Origin of the sequence: Halobacillus litoralis (genome assembly GCF_020171725.1) — a bacterium.
In the GTDB taxonomy this organism is placed as follows: domain Bacteria; phylum Bacillota; class Bacilli; order Bacillales; family Halobacillaceae; genus Halobacillus; species Halobacillus litoralis_F.
This window is the reverse complement of record NZ_JAIVAJ010000003.1, coordinates 221,817-237,691: the sequence shown is the minus strand read 5'-3', so window position 1 is coordinate 237,691 and position 15,875 is coordinate 221,817. Positions and strand designations below refer to the sequence as shown.

13 protein-coding genes are annotated in these 15,875 nt (G+C 47.0%); 1 reads left to right on the top strand and 12 read right to left on the bottom strand.

Features of this window, described 5'->3' with window-relative positions; all coding sequences use genetic code 11:
• Positions 1-684: 684 nt before the first annotated feature.
• The 11 genes from LCM20_RS08570 to putP form a co-directional block, all read right to left on the bottom strand.
• Positions 685-2,001 (bottom strand): aspartate aminotransferase family protein, encoded by a 1,317-nt coding sequence (locus tag LCM20_RS08570; RefSeq protein WP_225195027.1) that lies wholly within the window; start codon positions 1,999-2,001, stop codon positions 685-687.
• A 23-nt stretch (positions 2,002-2,024) separates the two neighbouring features.
• The gene (locus LCM20_RS08565) at positions 2,025-3,413 is read right to left on the bottom strand and encodes a YjiH family protein (RefSeq protein ID WP_225195026.1); all 1,389 of its coding nucleotides are present in this window, start codon (positions 3,411-3,413) and stop codon (positions 2,025-2,027) included.
• A 273-nt stretch (positions 3,414-3,686) separates the two neighbouring features.
• Positions 3,687-4,145 (bottom strand): hypothetical protein, encoded by a 459-nt coding sequence (locus LCM20_RS08560; RefSeq protein ID WP_225195025.1) that lies wholly within the window; start codon positions 4,143-4,145, stop codon positions 3,687-3,689.
• Positions 4,146-4,206: 61 nt separating this feature from the next.
• Positions 4,207-4,446: a hypothetical protein gene (locus tag LCM20_RS08555; protein WP_225195024.1), complete on the bottom strand. Its 240-nt coding sequence runs from the start codon at positions 4,444-4,446 to the stop codon at positions 4,207-4,209.
• Positions 4,447-4,869: 423 nt separating this feature from the next.
• Positions 4,870-5,064, bottom strand: a complete 195-nt coding sequence (locus LCM20_RS08550) for a hypothetical protein (RefSeq protein WP_225195023.1) — start codon at positions 5,062-5,064, stop codon at positions 4,870-4,872.
• 33 nt (positions 5,065-5,097) lie between these two features.
• Positions 5,098-6,480 (bottom strand): 23S rRNA (uracil(1939)-C(5))-methyltransferase RlmD, encoded by a 1,383-nt coding sequence (rlmD, locus tag LCM20_RS08545; protein WP_225195022.1) that lies wholly within the window; start codon positions 6,478-6,480, stop codon positions 5,098-5,100.
• A gap of 447 nt (positions 6,481-6,927) precedes the next feature.
• On the bottom strand, positions 6,928-7,842 hold the full coding sequence (locus LCM20_RS08540) for a diacylglycerol kinase (protein ID WP_225195021.1): 915 nt from the start codon (positions 7,840-7,842) through the stop codon (positions 6,928-6,930).
• 197 nt (positions 7,843-8,039) lie between these two features.
• Complete coding sequence (gatB, locus tag LCM20_RS08535; protein WP_225195020.1) at positions 8,040-9,470, bottom strand: Asp-tRNA(Asn)/Glu-tRNA(Gln) amidotransferase subunit GatB; 1,431 nt, start codon at positions 9,468-9,470, stop codon at positions 8,040-8,042.
• Positions 9,470-10,939: an Asp-tRNA(Asn)/Glu-tRNA(Gln) amidotransferase subunit GatA gene (gene gatA / locus LCM20_RS08530; RefSeq protein ID WP_225195019.1), complete on the bottom strand. Its 1,470-nt coding sequence runs from the start codon at positions 10,937-10,939 to the stop codon at positions 9,470-9,472. The genes gatB and gatA overlap by 1 nt, the downstream gene beginning before the upstream one ends.
• Before the next feature lie 11 nt (positions 10,940-10,950).
• Positions 10,951-11,241, bottom strand: coding sequence for an Asp-tRNA(Asn)/Glu-tRNA(Gln) amidotransferase subunit GatC (gene gatC, locus LCM20_RS08525; protein ID WP_225195018.1), 291 nt, complete (start codon positions 11,239-11,241; stop codon positions 10,951-10,953).
• Between the two features lie 460 nt (positions 11,242-11,701).
• Positions 11,702-13,216: a sodium/proline symporter PutP gene (putP, locus tag LCM20_RS08520; protein ID WP_225195017.1), complete on the bottom strand. Its 1,515-nt coding sequence runs from the start codon at positions 13,214-13,216 to the stop codon at positions 11,702-11,704.
• A gap of 539 nt (positions 13,217-13,755) precedes the next feature.
• Between putP and LCM20_RS08515 the strand changes: the two genes are divergently transcribed.
• Positions 13,756-13,911: a hypothetical protein gene (locus tag LCM20_RS08515; RefSeq protein WP_225195016.1), complete on the top strand. Its 156-nt coding sequence runs from the start codon at positions 13,756-13,758 to the stop codon at positions 13,909-13,911.
• 28 nt (positions 13,912-13,939) lie between these two features.
• Here the strand turns inward: LCM20_RS08515 and pruA are convergent, their stop codons facing one another.
• On the bottom strand, positions 13,940-15,490 hold the full coding sequence (gene pruA / locus LCM20_RS08510; protein ID WP_225195015.1) for an L-glutamate gamma-semialdehyde dehydrogenase: 1,551 nt from the start codon (positions 15,488-15,490) through the stop codon (positions 13,940-13,942).
• Between the last annotated feature and the right edge of the window lie 385 nt (positions 15,491-15,875).

The window sequence follows — 15,875 nt, the reverse complement described above, 5'->3', positions numbered from 1 at the left end:
ATTTGTTCCACCCATTTGTTCAACAACTTTATGAAGTCCACCAATCTCTTGTCCTTTTCCTACCTCACCCAAAGAATTAATATATGAAAAGTCACTTACTTCACTATCAGTATTATTTTCTGCTGTATCTCTGCAATTGTTTTGTTCAGTTGCATAATTTTCATATTCACTCATGCCTCTATATACGCCTCCTACTACTTTATAATTATTAGTTAAGGTATATTTTAACATAATTATTTGCTATATTTCCCTTCTATGTTAATTCACTATAGGAACTTGGTGTGAATTAACAATAGTTTTATATAAGTAATATTTTAAAAGTGCTAATAAATAAAAAAGAGCCCCTCGACTTATGATGAAAGTAATACAGACTACAACTCATAAGGAGTGACTCTTCATTTATAAAATTATGCCTGTTTAATGTGACCGGAAATGACATCTTTCGACTTACGCAAAATATAGGTAGAATGATTTTTTCTCCATTAGAGCAACACCTAGAAGAAAAGAAAAGTAAATCCAACCTTAAAACAGTTATTGGTATCTTCGCAAAAAAAACGAAGAAACCTTTGCGTTTATGGACGAACACCGTTACAAAGTTTACGTGGTAAAGATGTTTCTAGAGTTGGGCTTTATCTCTCAAAAACTCCAATCCTTGATGCTGTTTCTAAGAGAAAAAAGCTTCCCCTAAGACCCGACACTGATCTCCTGCTCGTATTCCGTCAGCGCTTTGTCCAGCATTTGTAGTCCTTCTTCAATCTGTTCCTGCGTCACCGTTAATGGTGGGATCATACGGATGATTTCCGTTTGGTTTCCACCAAAGTAAAATAGAACGCCATTTTCCAGTGCTTTATCCAGGATCTTAAACAGACCGTCACTATTCGGTTCCCCTGTGACCGGGTCCACGATTTCAATCCCGATCATCAATCCGACTGATCTCACACGGCCAATGGATTCATGTTTTTCTTGGAGTTGATGCAATCTTTCTGTAGCATACGCTCCTTGAGCCTTCGCATTCTCAAGCAGGTTCTCTTCTTCGATCACATCTAAAACAGCAAGTGCTGCTGAGCAGGCGATCGGGTTCCCGCCGAACGTTGTGGCGTGGCTTCCCAAAGGCCATTGTTTCATTAAAGCTTGTGGAGCGACGGTCGCACTGAGGGGCATTCCGTTCGCAATCCCCTTGGCAATCGCCATGATGTCAGGAGTTACGCCGAACGTCTGTGAAGCAAACCATTCCCCTGTACGGCCAAACCCTGTCTGGACCTCATCAAAAATAAGTAAAATATTATGGCGGTCGCATAGCTCACGAACCTTTTCCAACCATTTCTTCGGTGGCACGACATAGCCGCCTTCTCCTAATACAGGCTCGACAATAACAGCCGCTACCTCTTCAGGCGTTACCTGATGATTGAAGAGACGCTTGAAGTCTTTTTCTAACTCCGCCACGACGTACTCCTCTGAATCCATGCCCGGAGGACACTCATCTTCTTGTGCAAAAGGAACTTGATACGAACCAGTAGGCTGCAAGAACTGGCGATACTTACTCTTGGAACTTGTCACACTGAGCGCTCCCATCGAACGTCCGTGGAACCCTCCGATAAATGAAACGATATAAGGTCGTTGCGTCACGTGCTTCGCTAGCTTGATGGCCCCTTCCACCGCTTCAGCTCCACTGTTTCCGAAAAAGAAGCAATCTAGATCGCCAGGGAGTTTTTCCGCTAAACGGTCCGCGAGCTCCAAGATCGATTCATACATGATCACGCCTGATGGACCATGTGCCAGGGAATCCGCTCCATCTTTAATGGCTTGGACCACTTTCGGATGACGGTGTCCCACATTGGTCGTCGCAATACCAGAAGTGAAATCTAAATACGTTTTCCCGTCCACTCCATAGTAGTAACAACCTTCCTCTTTTTCGACCGGTAGATTCGGGTGGTCTTTCGCCATGCTTGGTGCTAACCGCTGCGACATTTTATCTATAAGATGACTCCATTCTTTCGCCATGTTGAAACCCTCCATTGACTAGTTTAAAAGAATAATAGATGTGCAAGTAACGCTGCTACAGGTAACGTTACGAGCGTACGTTGTAAAAAGATCACGAATAATTCAAGTAGGGTAATCGGAATCTTTGATTTAATCAGCAATACGCCGATTTCGGACATGTAAATTAATTGAGTCAGCGACATTACGCCGATGACGAAACGCGTCAACTCGGATTCGATGCCACTTCCGACGACAGCAGGAAGGAACATATCCGCAAATCCTACCAGCATAGCTGGTGCTGCAGCCGACGCTTCTGGAATCTGAAGAAGATTTAATAACGGAATAAATGGATAAGAAAGAAACGTGAAGATCGGTGTGAATTCCGCAATGATCAAGGCCATTGTTCCAAGCGCCATGACAAGAGGAAGTAATCCTACCCAGATATCTGCGACGCTATAAAGCCCCTTCTGAACCACACTCCGAGCACTTTTGACACTGTCTGCTTTCTCGACCGCTTTTTCAACACCCCATCTGAAGCTTGATACGCCAGACGGCACTTCTTCATCAATTTGCTTCCCAACTGGTTCATAATAGGTATTGGTTTTCTTGGAAAGCGGCGGGATACGCGGACAGATCACCGCAGCTACGATTCCGCAGACTACAACGCTGAAATAAAACTGGACGAACATATGATCAATCGATAAGAACTTGGCAATGACCAGGCTGAACGCAATCGATGCAATCGAAAAGTTCGTTGCCACAATAGCCGATTCACGCTTCGAATAATAACCTGCCTCATATTGCTGGGTCGTCAGTAGAACGCCGACCGTCCCACTTCCCATCCACGATGCCATCGCATCAATCGAAGAACGCCCCGGAAGTTTGAATAAAGGATGCATCACTTTACGAACGACCGTCCCGATAAAGTCCATCAATCCAAACTCGAGTAATAAAGGCATGAACAAACTAGCAAATAAGAACCAGACCATTAATACAGGGATCAAATCAAATAGTACTACGCCACCCGTAAGGTCTGACGATATGAACGACGGCCCGATGCCCATCAGCGTGAATAGCGCAAACAATGCACCAATGCAACGCAATACAATCCAAAAGACGCCGACATCGAATAAATTCGATAGAACAGCGTTCCCTTTTATTCTATCAGACTTAATGCCTTTCATAACGAGACTACCAATGGCTGATAAGCCCAGCACACTCGTCATGAAAGCCGGAATATAAGCTGAAATCGCCCCTTGAAGCCCCTCAGCTAACACCCCAAGTCCAATCGTAACCTTCCCATCAACAGATATCGGTACAAGGAAAAGTAAAACCCCAAATAAAGACGGTACAATAAACTTCATTAACTGACCAAACGTAAACGTGCTCTTATCTTGTACTTCATCGATTACTTTTGAATTGCCATAATTCATAACCAATCTCCTCCCATGAATAATGCTGTATATAAATTAGTTTTTCACGCTGATTAATCGGCTTTAGAGTGATAATAATACATGTTTATGCATTAAAATTCAATGGGTGGTTTGAAGTTTTTTGTCTGATTTCATAAAAAAATGCCTGTCACTTCCCTTGTTTTGACAAACAGTGGAGGGACAGGCACTTATTCAGGTCAATAAATAATGCGAGGACGGTTCTGATGTTTTTGATCGTTTAGCAAACGCAGGAACCGTCCCTATGGATTAATGCTATTCCTCTTCAGGAGCATCTTCTTCAAATAACTTTATATCCACTTTTAAATTAGTTATTACCTTTTTAATCTTTTCGATAGTTTGTTGTTCTTCATTACTGATTGTCAGCACATCAACTCCATTTGCTATTTTCTGTAATTCCACAATTGTGTCATTTAAGGTATTAGCACATTGTTTATCAAGTGTTTTTGGTTCTTCTCCTAAAGTCTGCGATTCCATAGTAGTCGATGGAGTATCTTCTACTAAGCGATAAATACCTCTTTTGACAATCATAATTTGATTTCTACGTACTAAATCATTTAAACTCCCTGAATAATTTCCTTCTGTAAAATCATTGCGGCCTGACTGTTGAATTACATACTCAATAATTTCCGACCTTGTATATTCCTGACCGTCAGCTAAAAGCTCTTTTGTAAAATGCTTAATTTCTTCAGCGTTTGAACTGAATTTTGTCATAGTATTAATTGCCTCCTTAAATGATATAGGCTACTTAAAAGTAGCCCCTTTAAATTTAAAATTAATAACTGGTAACAGACATACTGTTAGGTCTATTATCCATAATCGTAAGAGCAATACGATCTTTTTCAATAACTCTACTAAAGGTTAGAAGTTGATGTGCTAATTCAGTTGCCTGTTCTTTTGTTAATTGAATCACTGTAGTGTTGTCGGTTAATTTGTAATCAATATTCACGCTTGTTTTAAGTTTCAATCCTTCCTCTACCATTCTTTTTAACTCAGTATTAATTGTTTTAGCCATTTTTGTTGCCTCCTTTAATTTCTAAAAAAGCGCCTTTTAAAATTTGTTTGTTTTGTTATTTGTTTTGTTATTTGTTTTGTTTGTTCAAAATGTTGTTGTGAATACCATACCATGCAACAACATAATTTACAAGAGTTTTTTTAGCAGCAAATTTTGATAAACATATTCTAGTAGTAACACGAACAATCCAAAGAAAAGCCACTGTTCATTCCACGGTCTGGAACCACGGTCACAGGTTGAATAGCTTACGTTTAACTGTTCTTTTCAACTTCATTAGTCCAACAACCTAGTAACGCGGGTGCAGTTCTGATGTTTGTGATCGTTTAGCAAACGCAAGAACCGTCACTAAGTAAATGGCGCAACGACTGTTAATCCTCTATAAAAGCATAAAAAAAGCAGGAGGTTGCCCCCTGCTTTTCCTTATTATTCCTCCACTACTCTGACGACCTTATTTCCACAGTTCTTGCATTTCCCATCCAGCATCACACCTGCTGGGTGGTCAACGATGATGAAGTCTGTAATGGTAACGACATCTCCGCAGTTCATGCAATTAACGTTTGCAATCAGTTTCTTCCTGAATTCTTCAGGTATGGCTAACCACTTTCTGTTCGCTTCCATTACAATACCTCCTCTATAAATATCAATTGAGAGTTATTTTTCCTTTTTCTCCAGCCAAGTGACACACTCAACATGAGAAGTCTGTGGGAACATATCAACAGGCTGAACCTCTTTCGTCTCATATCCCCCGTCCTCAAGCAAACGCAGATCACGCGCCAGCGTAGAAGGGTTACAGGATACATACACAATCCGCTCCGGCTCCATATCAAGCATCGCTTTCAACAGTTCCTCGTCACAGCCCTTACGCGGTGGGTCCACTACGATGACGTCTGGGCGCAGGCCTTGGTTACGCCACCATGGCATCAGTTCTTCGGCTTGTCCGACGTAGAACTCAGCGTTGTCCATGTTGTTCAGGCGGGCGTTTTTCTTCGCGTCCGTTACGGCTTCCGGTACGATCTCAACGCCGTACACTTTCTTCGCCTTCTGGGCTAGGAAAAGAGAGATTGTTCCGATGCCGCAGTAAGCGTCGATGACGGTTTCGCCGCCTCTTAGATCCGCGTACTCGAGCGCCTGATCGTAAAGGGCTTTCGTCTGGGTCGGGTTGACCTGGTAGAACGACAGCGGGGAGATCATGAATTTGATGTCGCCGATTGTGTCGTAGATGTATTCGTCGCCGAAAATCACATTCGTCTGTTTTCCTAATATGACGTTCGTCTTGGCGTTGTTGACGTTATGGACGATCGACTTCACATTCGGGAAGGCGTCACGGATTTCGTCGATCAGCTTGTCCTGGTGTGGGAGCTTCTTCGTTTTTGTAACAATAACGACCATAATATCTTTCGTGTTCTGTCCTGTGCGGACCATGATATGGCGCAGCGTTCCGCGATGCGTCTCTTCGTCATAGGCTGATATGCCAAGCTTCGAAGCGATACGGCGGACGCTTTCGACCATCCGATCGTTCATCTCATCCTGGATCAGACACGTATCCATGTCGATGATGTTGTGGCTCCGCTTCTGATAAAAGCCTGTCATCAGTTCCCCGTCTTCCTTTTGACCGACAGGGATCTGGACTTTGTTGCGGTAACGCCACGGGTCATCCATGCCGACCGTCGGGTGGACGGGCACGTGCTCGAGGTGACCGATCTTCTTCATGTTGTCTTTCACTTGCTTCTGCTTCATATCAAGCTGCATCTGGTAGCTCATATGCTGAAGCTGACAGCCGCCGCATTGATAGAAAACGTCACAAGGAGGCTCGACGCGGTCGTCACTCTCCTCTTTCACGTTCAGGAGCTTCCCGAAGCCGAAGTTCTTCTTCACCTTCACAACCTTCACATCCGCCTCCTCACCAGGCAGACCATAAGGCACGAACAACGGGTATCCATCAACCTTACCAACCCCGTTCCCCTCATGCGTCAAATCCTCAAAACTAAGCGTCACCGTCTCATTCTTCTGTACAGGTGGCTTCCTTTTCGCCATCATTCATCCGTCCTTTGTTACGTAGTTGTCCTCTATTCTATCACAACCCCCACCCCACATGCCTCAGCACACCTCAGGCGAGAGTCCGTTCCTTCATTTCATAACCTTCCTCACGTGGGAGGAAGAGTAGCATTAGAATATATTCAGTCAGTAAGCAGATGGAGTAAGAACCTATTGCACTAGTCCCCACCCGCTTGAGATAGCGCCCTATGTCCCACAAAAAAAGGAGTGTTCCGTTCCACCAACTCGGCAGAAGGGGGAGGGATAACGGCGAGACTCCTGTGGGATGAACGGGCTAGGCGAGATCCCGCAGAGAGCGAAGCGAGCGAGGAAGCTCGGCACACGCCCACGGAAAGCGAGTCGTTATCCCTCCCCCTTCCCTCTCATCAAAAAGAACGGAACAGCCCATTCCAAAGCAAAAAGCGCTACTTCAAGCAGCGCTTTTCGTTATTGCTTACATTTCCCGTCCTCAAACTTATCCTCCGGCAGGAAAAAGTCCAAATGACGGTATAAATTGACAAATTCCCCGGGCAATAATCCACCAAATTCCCCGTCCACATTCAACTGCATCTTCTCATCCGTCTTCACCTTCACACGGCTCGCCGTCAGATGCTTGAATTTCGGGTGATCCAAGTGGTTGCCTTGCGCGGCAAGCGTCGCTAAACGAACGAATTCCGCGATGTTCATTTTCTCAATGATCATCAAGTCGAATAGTCCATCATCCATACGTGCTGCGGGCGCAAGCTTCTCGAGTCCGCCGACCGAGTTCGTATTCGAGACGAGGAAGAGCATAATCTCGCCTTCGAACCACTTTCCGTCGTATTCGATCTCGACGCGGGTCGGTCTGATCTGCGGAAGAAGCTCGATGCCTTTCAAGTAGTAGGCGAGCTGGCCGAGCATCGTCTTCAGCTTGCTTGGGACTTCGTAGGAAATCTCAGTGATTTTCCCTCCGCCGGCAATATTCATAAAGTAATGCTCGTTGACACGTCCGATATCTAGAGGCTGGGTGAAGCCCTCCAGGATGACGTCTACGGCTTTATGGATATTCCTCGGGATGCAGAGGGCACGGGCGAAGTCGTTGGTTGTGCCGACTGGAATGATGCCGACTTTCGGCTTGTGCTGGTGTTCAGCGAGGCCGTTGATGACTTCGTTGATTGTGCCGTCTCCCCCGGCAGCGACGACGACGTCGAATTTGCGTTCGACAGCGTACTGGGCGGCTTCGATGGCGTCCCCTGCGCATGTCGTCGCGTGGGCGGACGTTTCGTAGCCGCTTTGTTCAAAGCGTTGCAATATATCGGGTAATACTTTTCTTATGACTTCTCTGCCAGAGGTCGGGTTATAAATAATCCGGGCAGTTTGCATAGGTTTGACCCCCTCATCCAGGCGTGGTTCTAGTTTCCATTATATAACGGATTCGAACACTATTACTACATTATATGTCAGTTTATCGTTTCCATACGTGGCGTGTTCTACCACTCTATTCCCTCTTTATCATCATTAGAAAACACGCCCTTTATAGCGGAAAGGGGCGTGTTTTCAGGAAAAAGTCGTTCTCTATTTTAGCGCTTGTCCATTTCAGCAAGGATGATCTTGTTTACCATTGGAGGGTTCGCCTGACCTTTGGTTTCTTTCATCACTTGGCCGACTAGGAAGCCGAGCGCTTTGTCTTTACCGTTCTTGTAATCTTCGATGGACTGCTGGTTGTTGTCGAGAATCGTTGTAATGATCTCAGTCAGCTGACCTTCGTCAGAGATTTGGACCAGGCCTTTGTCTTTGACGATTTTCTCAGGGTCGCCGCCGTTTTCAACAAGCTCACTGAAGACTTTCTTCGCGATCTTGGAGGAGATCGTGCCGTCTTCAATCAGCTTGATCATTTTAGCAAGCGATGCTGGTGTCAGCTCAAGCTCGTGAAGCTCTTTATAGTGCTTGTTCATGTACGCAGATACTTCACCCATCAACCAGTTGGACGCCTGCTTGATGTCGCCGCCTGCCGCAATCGTCTCCTCGAAGAAGTCGGACAGCTCTTTGTTGTTGGTCAGAACCATCGCGTCGTACTCAGGAAGTTCCAGTTCTTCGATGTAGCGCTTCTTACGCGCGTCCGGAAGCTCAGGGATCTCCTGACGGATGCGCTCTTTCCACGCTTCGTCGATGTGAAGAGGAACGAGATCCGGCTCTGGGAAGTAACGGTAGTCGTCGGATCCTTCTTTGACACGCATCAGGATCGTTTCCTTCGTCTGCTCGTCATAACGACGTGTTTCCTGAAGGATTTCGCCACCTTGAAGCAGTTCCTTCTGCTGGCGCTTCTCTTCGAACTCCAGTCCTTTTTGTACAAAAGAGAATGAGTTCAAGTTCTTAAGTTCCGCTTTCGTACCGAATTCCTCTTGTCCGATCGGGCGAAGGGAAATGTTCGCATCACAACGAAGAGAACCTTCCTCCATCTTACAATCCGATACGCCTGTGTATTGGATGATGTTCTTCAGCGCTTCAAGATACGCGTACGCTTCTTTCGGCGTGCGGATATCAGGCTCTGATACGATCTCGACAAGTGGTGTACCTTGACGGTTGAAGTCGACTAGGGAATAGCCGTCATCTGAGTGTGTCAGCTTCCCAGCGTCTTCCTCCATGTGTAGACGTGTGATTCCGATGCGCTTCTTCACGCCGTCGACTTCGATGTCGATGTAGCCGTTCTCGCCGATCGGCTGATCGAATTGAGAGATCTGGTATGCTTTCGGGTTGTCTGGATAGAAGTAGTTCTTACGGTCGAACTTCGTATCCGTCGCGATGTCACAGTTCAGGGCCATTGCGGCTTTCATCGCGAAGTTGACGGCCTCTTCGTTCAAGACAGGCAGGACACCCGGGTACCCGAGGTCGATCGGGTTCACGTTCGTATTCGGCTCATCCCCGAACATGTTCGGAGACGGGCTGAAGATTTTCGAGTCGGTTTTCAGTTCAACGTGGACTTCAAGTCCGATAATCGTTTCAAAGTTCATTATGCGTTCGCACCTCCAAGGGACGGGCGTTGTTTATGGAAATCAGTCGCTTGTTCGTAGGCATGAGCCGCACGGTACACGGTTGATTCGTCAAAGTGTTTTCCGATGATCTGCAGTCCGATTGGCAGTCCGTCTTCTGAGAATCCGCATGGAATGGAGATTCCCGGTACGCCCGCCAGGTTGACTGGGATCGTCAGGATGTCATTTCGGTACATTGTCATTGGATCGTCTGTCTTGTCGCCGACTTTGAAGGCAGGTGTCGGAGTCGTCGGGCCAACGATGACGTCGTACTCCTCGAACACTTTTTCAAAATCGTTCTTGATCAATGTACGTACTTGCTGGGCTTTCTTGTAGTACGCATCATAGTAGCCTGAGCTGAGCGCGAATGTTCCAAGCATGATACGGCGCTTCACTTCGTCACCGAAGCCTTCTGCGCGGGAACGCTTGTACATTTCAAGCATCGACTCGACATCATCCGCACGCTTGCCGTAACGCACGCCGTCGAAACGAGCAAGGTTGGCAGATGCTTCTGATGAAGAAAGAAGGTAATACGCAGACAAGGCGTACTTAGAGTGTGGAAGGGAAACCTCTTCCCACGTTGCGCCGAGCTCTTCGTACTTCTTAAGCGCTGCTTGTACCGCTTCTTTGACTTCAGGGTTCACCCCTTCGCCCAAGTATTCTTTCGGTACGGCGATCTTCAGGTTCTTGACGTCGTTTGTGAGCGCGTCTGTGTATTTCGGTACTTCAACGTTCGCTGAAGTCGAATCCATCTTGTCGTAGCCGGCAATCGTCTCTAGTAAAAAGGCGTTGTCCTCTACCGTATTGGTGATCGGGCCGATTTGGTCAAGAGAAGATGCGAAAGCGATCAGACCGAAACGGGATACACGGCCGTATGTCGGCTTCAGGCCGACAACGCCACAGTATGCCGCTGGCTGACGGATCGATCCACCTGTATCAGAACCAAGGGAATACGGCACTTCGCCTGCTGCAACAGCGGCAGCGGAACCACCACTGGATCCACCAGGAACGTAATCAGTGTTCCACGGGTTGCGGGCAGAAGCGTAGCTGGAGTTCTCATTCGAGGAGCCCATGGCGAATTCGTCCATGTTCAACTTCCCGATGGTGATCGACTTCGCGTCGTTCAACTTCTGAGCGACGGTCGCATCATATAGCGGGTCCTCGAAGTTTTTCAAAAATTGGCTTCCGGCTGTCGTGCGGAGTCCTTTAGTCATGATGTTGTCCTTCACGCCGATCGGAAGTCCGAACAGCTTCGCGTCTGCGTCCGGATTCTCGTCGAGTTCCTTGGCTTTCGCTTTCGCCTGCTCTTCGTTCAGGGTGATGAAGGCTTGTACTTCATCGTCGACTTCGTTGATGCGTTTGTACGACTCTTCAACGAGTTCAGTAACGGTGATTTCCTTTGTATGTAGCTTCTCTTGAAGCTCACGTAAAGAATGTTCAAATAAGCTCATCGTGTAACCTCCTATTCCAATACCGATGGGACTTTGTATTGTCCGTCTTGGTGGTCTGGTGCGTTCTTCAGGGCGTCTTCTTTCTCGATCCATTTCTTCGGTTCGTCTTTACGCATCACGTTCTTCAGGTCGAGTACGTGGGTCGTCGGCTTGACGCCTGTTGTATCAAGTTCATTCAACTGCTCGGCATACGTGATGATGTCATCAAGTTGACCAGCGAATGTAACGGCTTCTTCCTCCGTGATTGCAAGGCGCGCTAAGTTCGCGACGTGCTTCACTTCTTCTTTGCTAATTCTAGACATGCTTAAAGGCCTCCATTTCGATCTCACATAATATATGATCATACCAAAAGTCTGAATGCAATTTCAATGTCGGTCGTTGTTCACCCTTGTTATTTTAACACAGTTTGGGTCGGGATGTCTTATGGGGAGTGGCGTGTTGTCGTGGAATTTGCGGGTGTTTGGGGGATGGGAGAGGTTATCGCGCTCGAAATGTGAAAATCGCGCTCGAATGGCGAAAAGTCGCGCTCGATTTCCGAAAGCCGCGCCCGATTCCCGAAAGTCGCGCTCAATTCCTGAAAGTCGCGCCCGAACCCGGAAAGTCGCGCCCGAACCGGAAAGTCGCGCTCATAATGTGGCACGCCATTCTCTCCATCAGGAACACGCTCCAGAATCACTCCTCCTGCAGAGCACGTGGCCGTCTGCTTCTCTTTTTTCAAAAAAAAGAATCCCCGGCGGACCGGAGATTCTTTGATCAGTGATCTTACATTGATTTTACTTTTTCGAAGTCTTCTACAAGATCCTTCGGTGGAGTACCTGAAGCAGATACTGCGAATACTGCAATGGTTGCTAGGATGAAGCCTGGTACCATTTCGTAAAGGTCGAAGATACCACCTGATAGGAAGTCACCCCATACAACGACGGTTACAGCACCGACGATGATTCCGGCAAGGGCACCGTTACGTGTGATGCCTTTCCAGAATAGGGACAAGATGATAACCGGTCCGAATGCGGCACCGAATCCTGCCCAAGCGTAAGATACAAGTCCAAGTACGGTGCTGTCTGGGTTACCAGCTAGAAGCACGGCGATCAAGGCGATACCGGCAACGGCTACACGACCTACCCATACAAGCTCGCGCTCAGAAGCGTTCTTACGGAAGATTGCTTTGTAGAAGTCCTCTGCAAGGGCAGAAGAAGATACAAGCAACTGAGAGTCAATCGTACTCATAATCGCAGAAAGGATCGCTGCAAGCAGGATACCCGCGATTACTGGGTGGAACAGAATTTGAGAGAAGGTAATGAAGATCTTCTCTGAGTCGGCAAGCATTTGGATGCCTGCTTCATTTGTCATGATTTCAGCGTTGAAGCTTCCAAGCATGTTGACATCTTGCGTGCTGATGTAAGCAAGTCCGAATAGACCTGTGAAAATAGCACCGTAAAGACCAAGAACCATCCAGCCGATTCCGATGAAGCGTGCTTTCGGAACGTCTTTAGGTGAACGTAGTGCCATGAAACGTACAAGGATGTGTGGTTGACCGAAGTAACCAAGTCCCCATGCAAGGGAGGATATAATTGATAGTGCTCCTACCCCTTGTACCATGTTCAAGTATGTTGGATCGATTTGACCGACAGCATCTACAGCTGAGCTCCATCCGCCAAGTTCAGATACCGCAACGATCGGTACAGCGATCAAGGCGAAGAACATCAAGATACCTTGTACGAAGTCAGTCCAACTTACCGCTAGGAATCCTCCTAGGAATGTGTATGAAATCGTTACAACCGCACCAAGCCATAGCGCTTGTGTGTAACTAAGTTCGAATGAAGACTCGAACAATTTCGCTCCGGCAACCATACCGGATGATGTATAGAAGGTGAAGAATAATAGGATTACAAATGCAGAGATAACACGTAGTACGTGGGAGTGATCACGGAAGCGGTTCTCAAGATAGTCTGGCACAGTGATCGAGTCATTCGCGATTTCTGTGAATACACGAAGACGACGTGCTACAAATTGCCAGTTCAGATAAGCACCAATGGCAAGTCCTACACCAATCCAAGCTCCGGATAGTCCCCCGGCATAAATTGCACCTGGTAGTCCTAATAGCAACCAACCACTCATGTCGGATGCACCGGCAGATAATGCGGCAACTCCTGGCCCTAATCGACGGCCACCTAATACATAGTCAGATAAATCACTTGTTAAACGGTATGCAGCAAATCCAATTCCAAGCATACCAACTAGATAAACTATAAACGTTATTAACGTAGCAGTACTCATGTTTTGTTATTCGCTCCTTTCAGTGAATAGTGTGATAATAGATAGAATGATTAAAATAGGCATCGGGACAAACAACCAAAACCACGTAGCTCCCGAAATCGAAAATGATGCTGCAGTTGCTAGTTCTAACACGTAGACACCTCCTCTATTTCGTAGTATGCAGTTGTATGCATTTGTTCCGACCTGTGAACAAAGTATGACTGAAGTCGAAAAAGCCAAACACAGGTACAACTATATCATACTATTTTTGTGAGAACATTTCAAAAATTGTGTTACTTTTTGTATATTGAATATTTATAAGTCAAACTGTTATAAATATTCACATATAGCGGAAAAACACTATAAACATTCATGAAATTTTTTTGAAAAGTTTATTTACTCTACCCAGAAACTGGATAAATCCATGTACTTTCAGCCCTCTTAATATTCCTCTTTTCCGATAAAATTAACCCTGTTTTTTGCTAAATGTCGAAATTTGTTCTGAAGATGGACGTTCTTCCGCTTTGGAGTGGTCTCGATTTCCCTTGAAAAAGGTTGTGATGACAATGCTCACGGCCGTTTCTGAATGGTTTCTGATTCAAAACCGTCGAGAGAGAGCCTCTCTACCGATCCCAGGTCTGCTCTGCTTCAAAAGTGTCGTGACGGGTATTCTCTCGACCTTTTTTAAAGAAAAAGACTTCCCTTTCTTGATGTAAGAAAGGGAAGTCTTCTCACAAGTGACGGTTACAACATTTCAGAAGTCGTTTTTCCTTGCATGTGGTGAATCAAGTAGTCCGGTCCTCCGGCTTTCGAGTCGGTGCCGGACATGTTGAATCCGCCGAACGGGTGGTACCCGACGATTGCAGCTGTACAACCACGGTTGAAGTACAGGTTTCCGACGTGGAAGTCCTGACGAGCTTTTTCGATATGGGAGCGGTTATTCGTGATCACGGCTCCGGTCAGGCCGTAGTCGGTGTTGTTGGCGATTCGGATGGCTTCGTCGAAGTTCTTCACTTTCGTGAATCCGACGACAGGACCGAAGATTTCTTCCTGCATGATTCGAGCATCGGGAGCGAGATCCGCGAAGACGGTCGGCTCGACGAACCAGCCTTTGCTGTCGTCCCCGTTTCCTCCAGCCATCAAACGGCCTTCGTCTTTTCCGATGCGGATGTAATCCATGATTTTGTCATAGGCGCCCTGGTCGATGACAGGTCCCATATAGTTGCTGTTGTCGGTCGGATCGCCGTGGTTGACCTCTTCCTTCGTCTTCTGCACAACACGCTCAAGGAGCTGGTCATACACATCTTCGTGCGCCACGACGCGGGAGCAGGCGGAGCATTTCTGCCCGGAGAAACCGAATGCGGAATAGGTAATCGCATCGGCTGCAAGCTCAAGGTCGGAGTCCTTATCGACGACGATCGTATCCTTTCCGCCCATTTCGATGATGGTTCGCTTAAGCCACTTCTGACCTTCGTGCACTTTTGCTGCCCGTTCGAAAATACGTGTCCCGACTTCACGAGACCCTGTGAAGCTGATGAAACGAGTGCGCGGGTGATCGACGAGGTAGTCGCCCACTTCTTTTCCGCTTCCCGGCACATAGTTGATGACACCGTCCGGCATGCCCGCTTCCTCCAGCACCTCCATCATCTTGTACGCAATGACAGGCGTGGAGCTCGCCGGCTTCAAGAGCACGGTATTCCCCGATACCATCGAAGCAACGGTTGTCCCACACATGATTGCAAACAGGAAGTTCCAAGGCGAGATGACGACGCCGACACCAAGCGGAATGTAGTGGAACCGGTTATTCTCGATCGGACGGGAATTGATCTCCACACCCTCATCGATCTTCAGCATCTGACGACCGTAGAATTCCATGAAGTCGATCGCCTCTGCCGTATCCGCATCCGCCTCTTTCCACGGCTTGCCGCCTTCCTTGATCAAGTGTGCCGTGAACTCATGCTTCCGACGCCTGACAATCGCCGCTGCACGGAACAAAATATCCGCCCGGAACGAAGCCTCCGTCGTGCGCCACCAGTCAAATGTCTCGTCCGCAATCTTGTGCGCCTTCTCCGCCAAATCCTGATTCGCCTTCGATACACGGCCTATCACTTCTTTTTTGTTCGCCGGATTCACAACCTCGATCTTGTCATCCGTCATGATCCTCTCCCCGCCGATGATCAACGGATAATCTTTTCCTAAATCCGCCTCCACCTGCTTAAGCGCCTCTTCCATCGCCTTCTTATTCTCTTCCACGCTGAAATCTGTAAAAGGTTCATGCTTATAGGGTACCACCATGTTCTAAAACCTCCTGAATTAATTGTTAGAAAATTAAAACGTTAAGCGTTTCCAATAATTAGTGTAACGCACCCCACACCGACCTTCAACCGATATACACCACTCTAGCCCTCTCTCACTCATACAGCCCACCATACCGGTCCATTGCTCGCTTTTCCTCAGTTTTGGAGATTGATGTCGAATTTTGGATTTGATCCCTCAGTAGTCTTATAGCTTATTTCCTCCATTCAAAATTCACTTTCCATGGGCGTGTGCCGACTTTCGCCCCCTCCCTGATCTCACATCTATAGGAGGGTTGCGCTCCCGATGCAGCATAAGGAAACCCTCTCCCCCAGCGTCTGATTGAGAGGTTCTGCTTATTTCAGCAAAGGTTTTGGAGAAAAGG

Coding starts and splice junctions, on each gene's coding strand:
- LCM20_RS08570 (WP_225195027.1), bottom strand. CDS start 2,001: ATGGCGAAAGAATGGAGTCATCTTATAGATAAAATGTCGCAGCGGTTA.
- LCM20_RS08565 (WP_225195026.1), bottom strand. CDS start 3,413: ATGAATTATGGCAATTCAAAAGTAATCGATGAAGTACAAGATAAGAGC.
- LCM20_RS08560 (WP_225195025.1), bottom strand. CDS start 4,145: ATGACAAAATTCAGTTCAAACGCTGAAGAAATTAAGCATTTTACAAAA.
- LCM20_RS08555 (WP_225195024.1), bottom strand. CDS start 4,446: ATGGCTAAAACAATTAATACTGAGTTAAAAAGAATGGTAGAGGAAGGA.
- LCM20_RS08550 (WP_225195023.1), bottom strand. CDS start 5,064: ATGGAAGCGAACAGAAAGTGGTTAGCCATACCTGAAGAATTCAGGAAG.
- rlmD (WP_225195022.1), bottom strand. CDS start 6,480: ATGGCGAAAAGGAAGCCACCTGTACAGAAGAATGAGACGGTGACGCTT.
- LCM20_RS08540 (WP_225195021.1), bottom strand. CDS start 7,842: ATGCAAACTGCCCGGATTATTTATAACCCGACCTCTGGCAGAGAAGTC.
- gatB (WP_225195020.1), bottom strand. CDS start 9,470: ATGAACTTTGAAACGATTATCGGACTTGAAGTCCACGTTGAACTGAAA.
- gatA (WP_225195019.1), bottom strand. CDS start 10,939: ATGAGCTTATTTGAACATTCTTTACGTGAGCTTCAAGAGAAGCTACAT.
- gatC (WP_225195018.1), bottom strand. CDS start 11,241: ATGTCTAGAATTAGCAAAGAAGAAGTGAAGCACGTCGCGAACTTAGCG.
- putP (WP_225195017.1), bottom strand. CDS start 13,216: ATGAGTACTGCTACGTTAATAACGTTTATAGTTTATCTAGTTGGTATG.
- LCM20_RS08515 (WP_225195016.1), top strand. CDS start 13,756: ATGACAATGCTCACGGCCGTTTCTGAATGGTTTCTGATTCAAAACCGT.
- pruA (WP_225195015.1), bottom strand. CDS start 15,490: ATGGTGGTACCCTATAAGCATGAACCTTTTACAGATTTCAGCGTGGAA.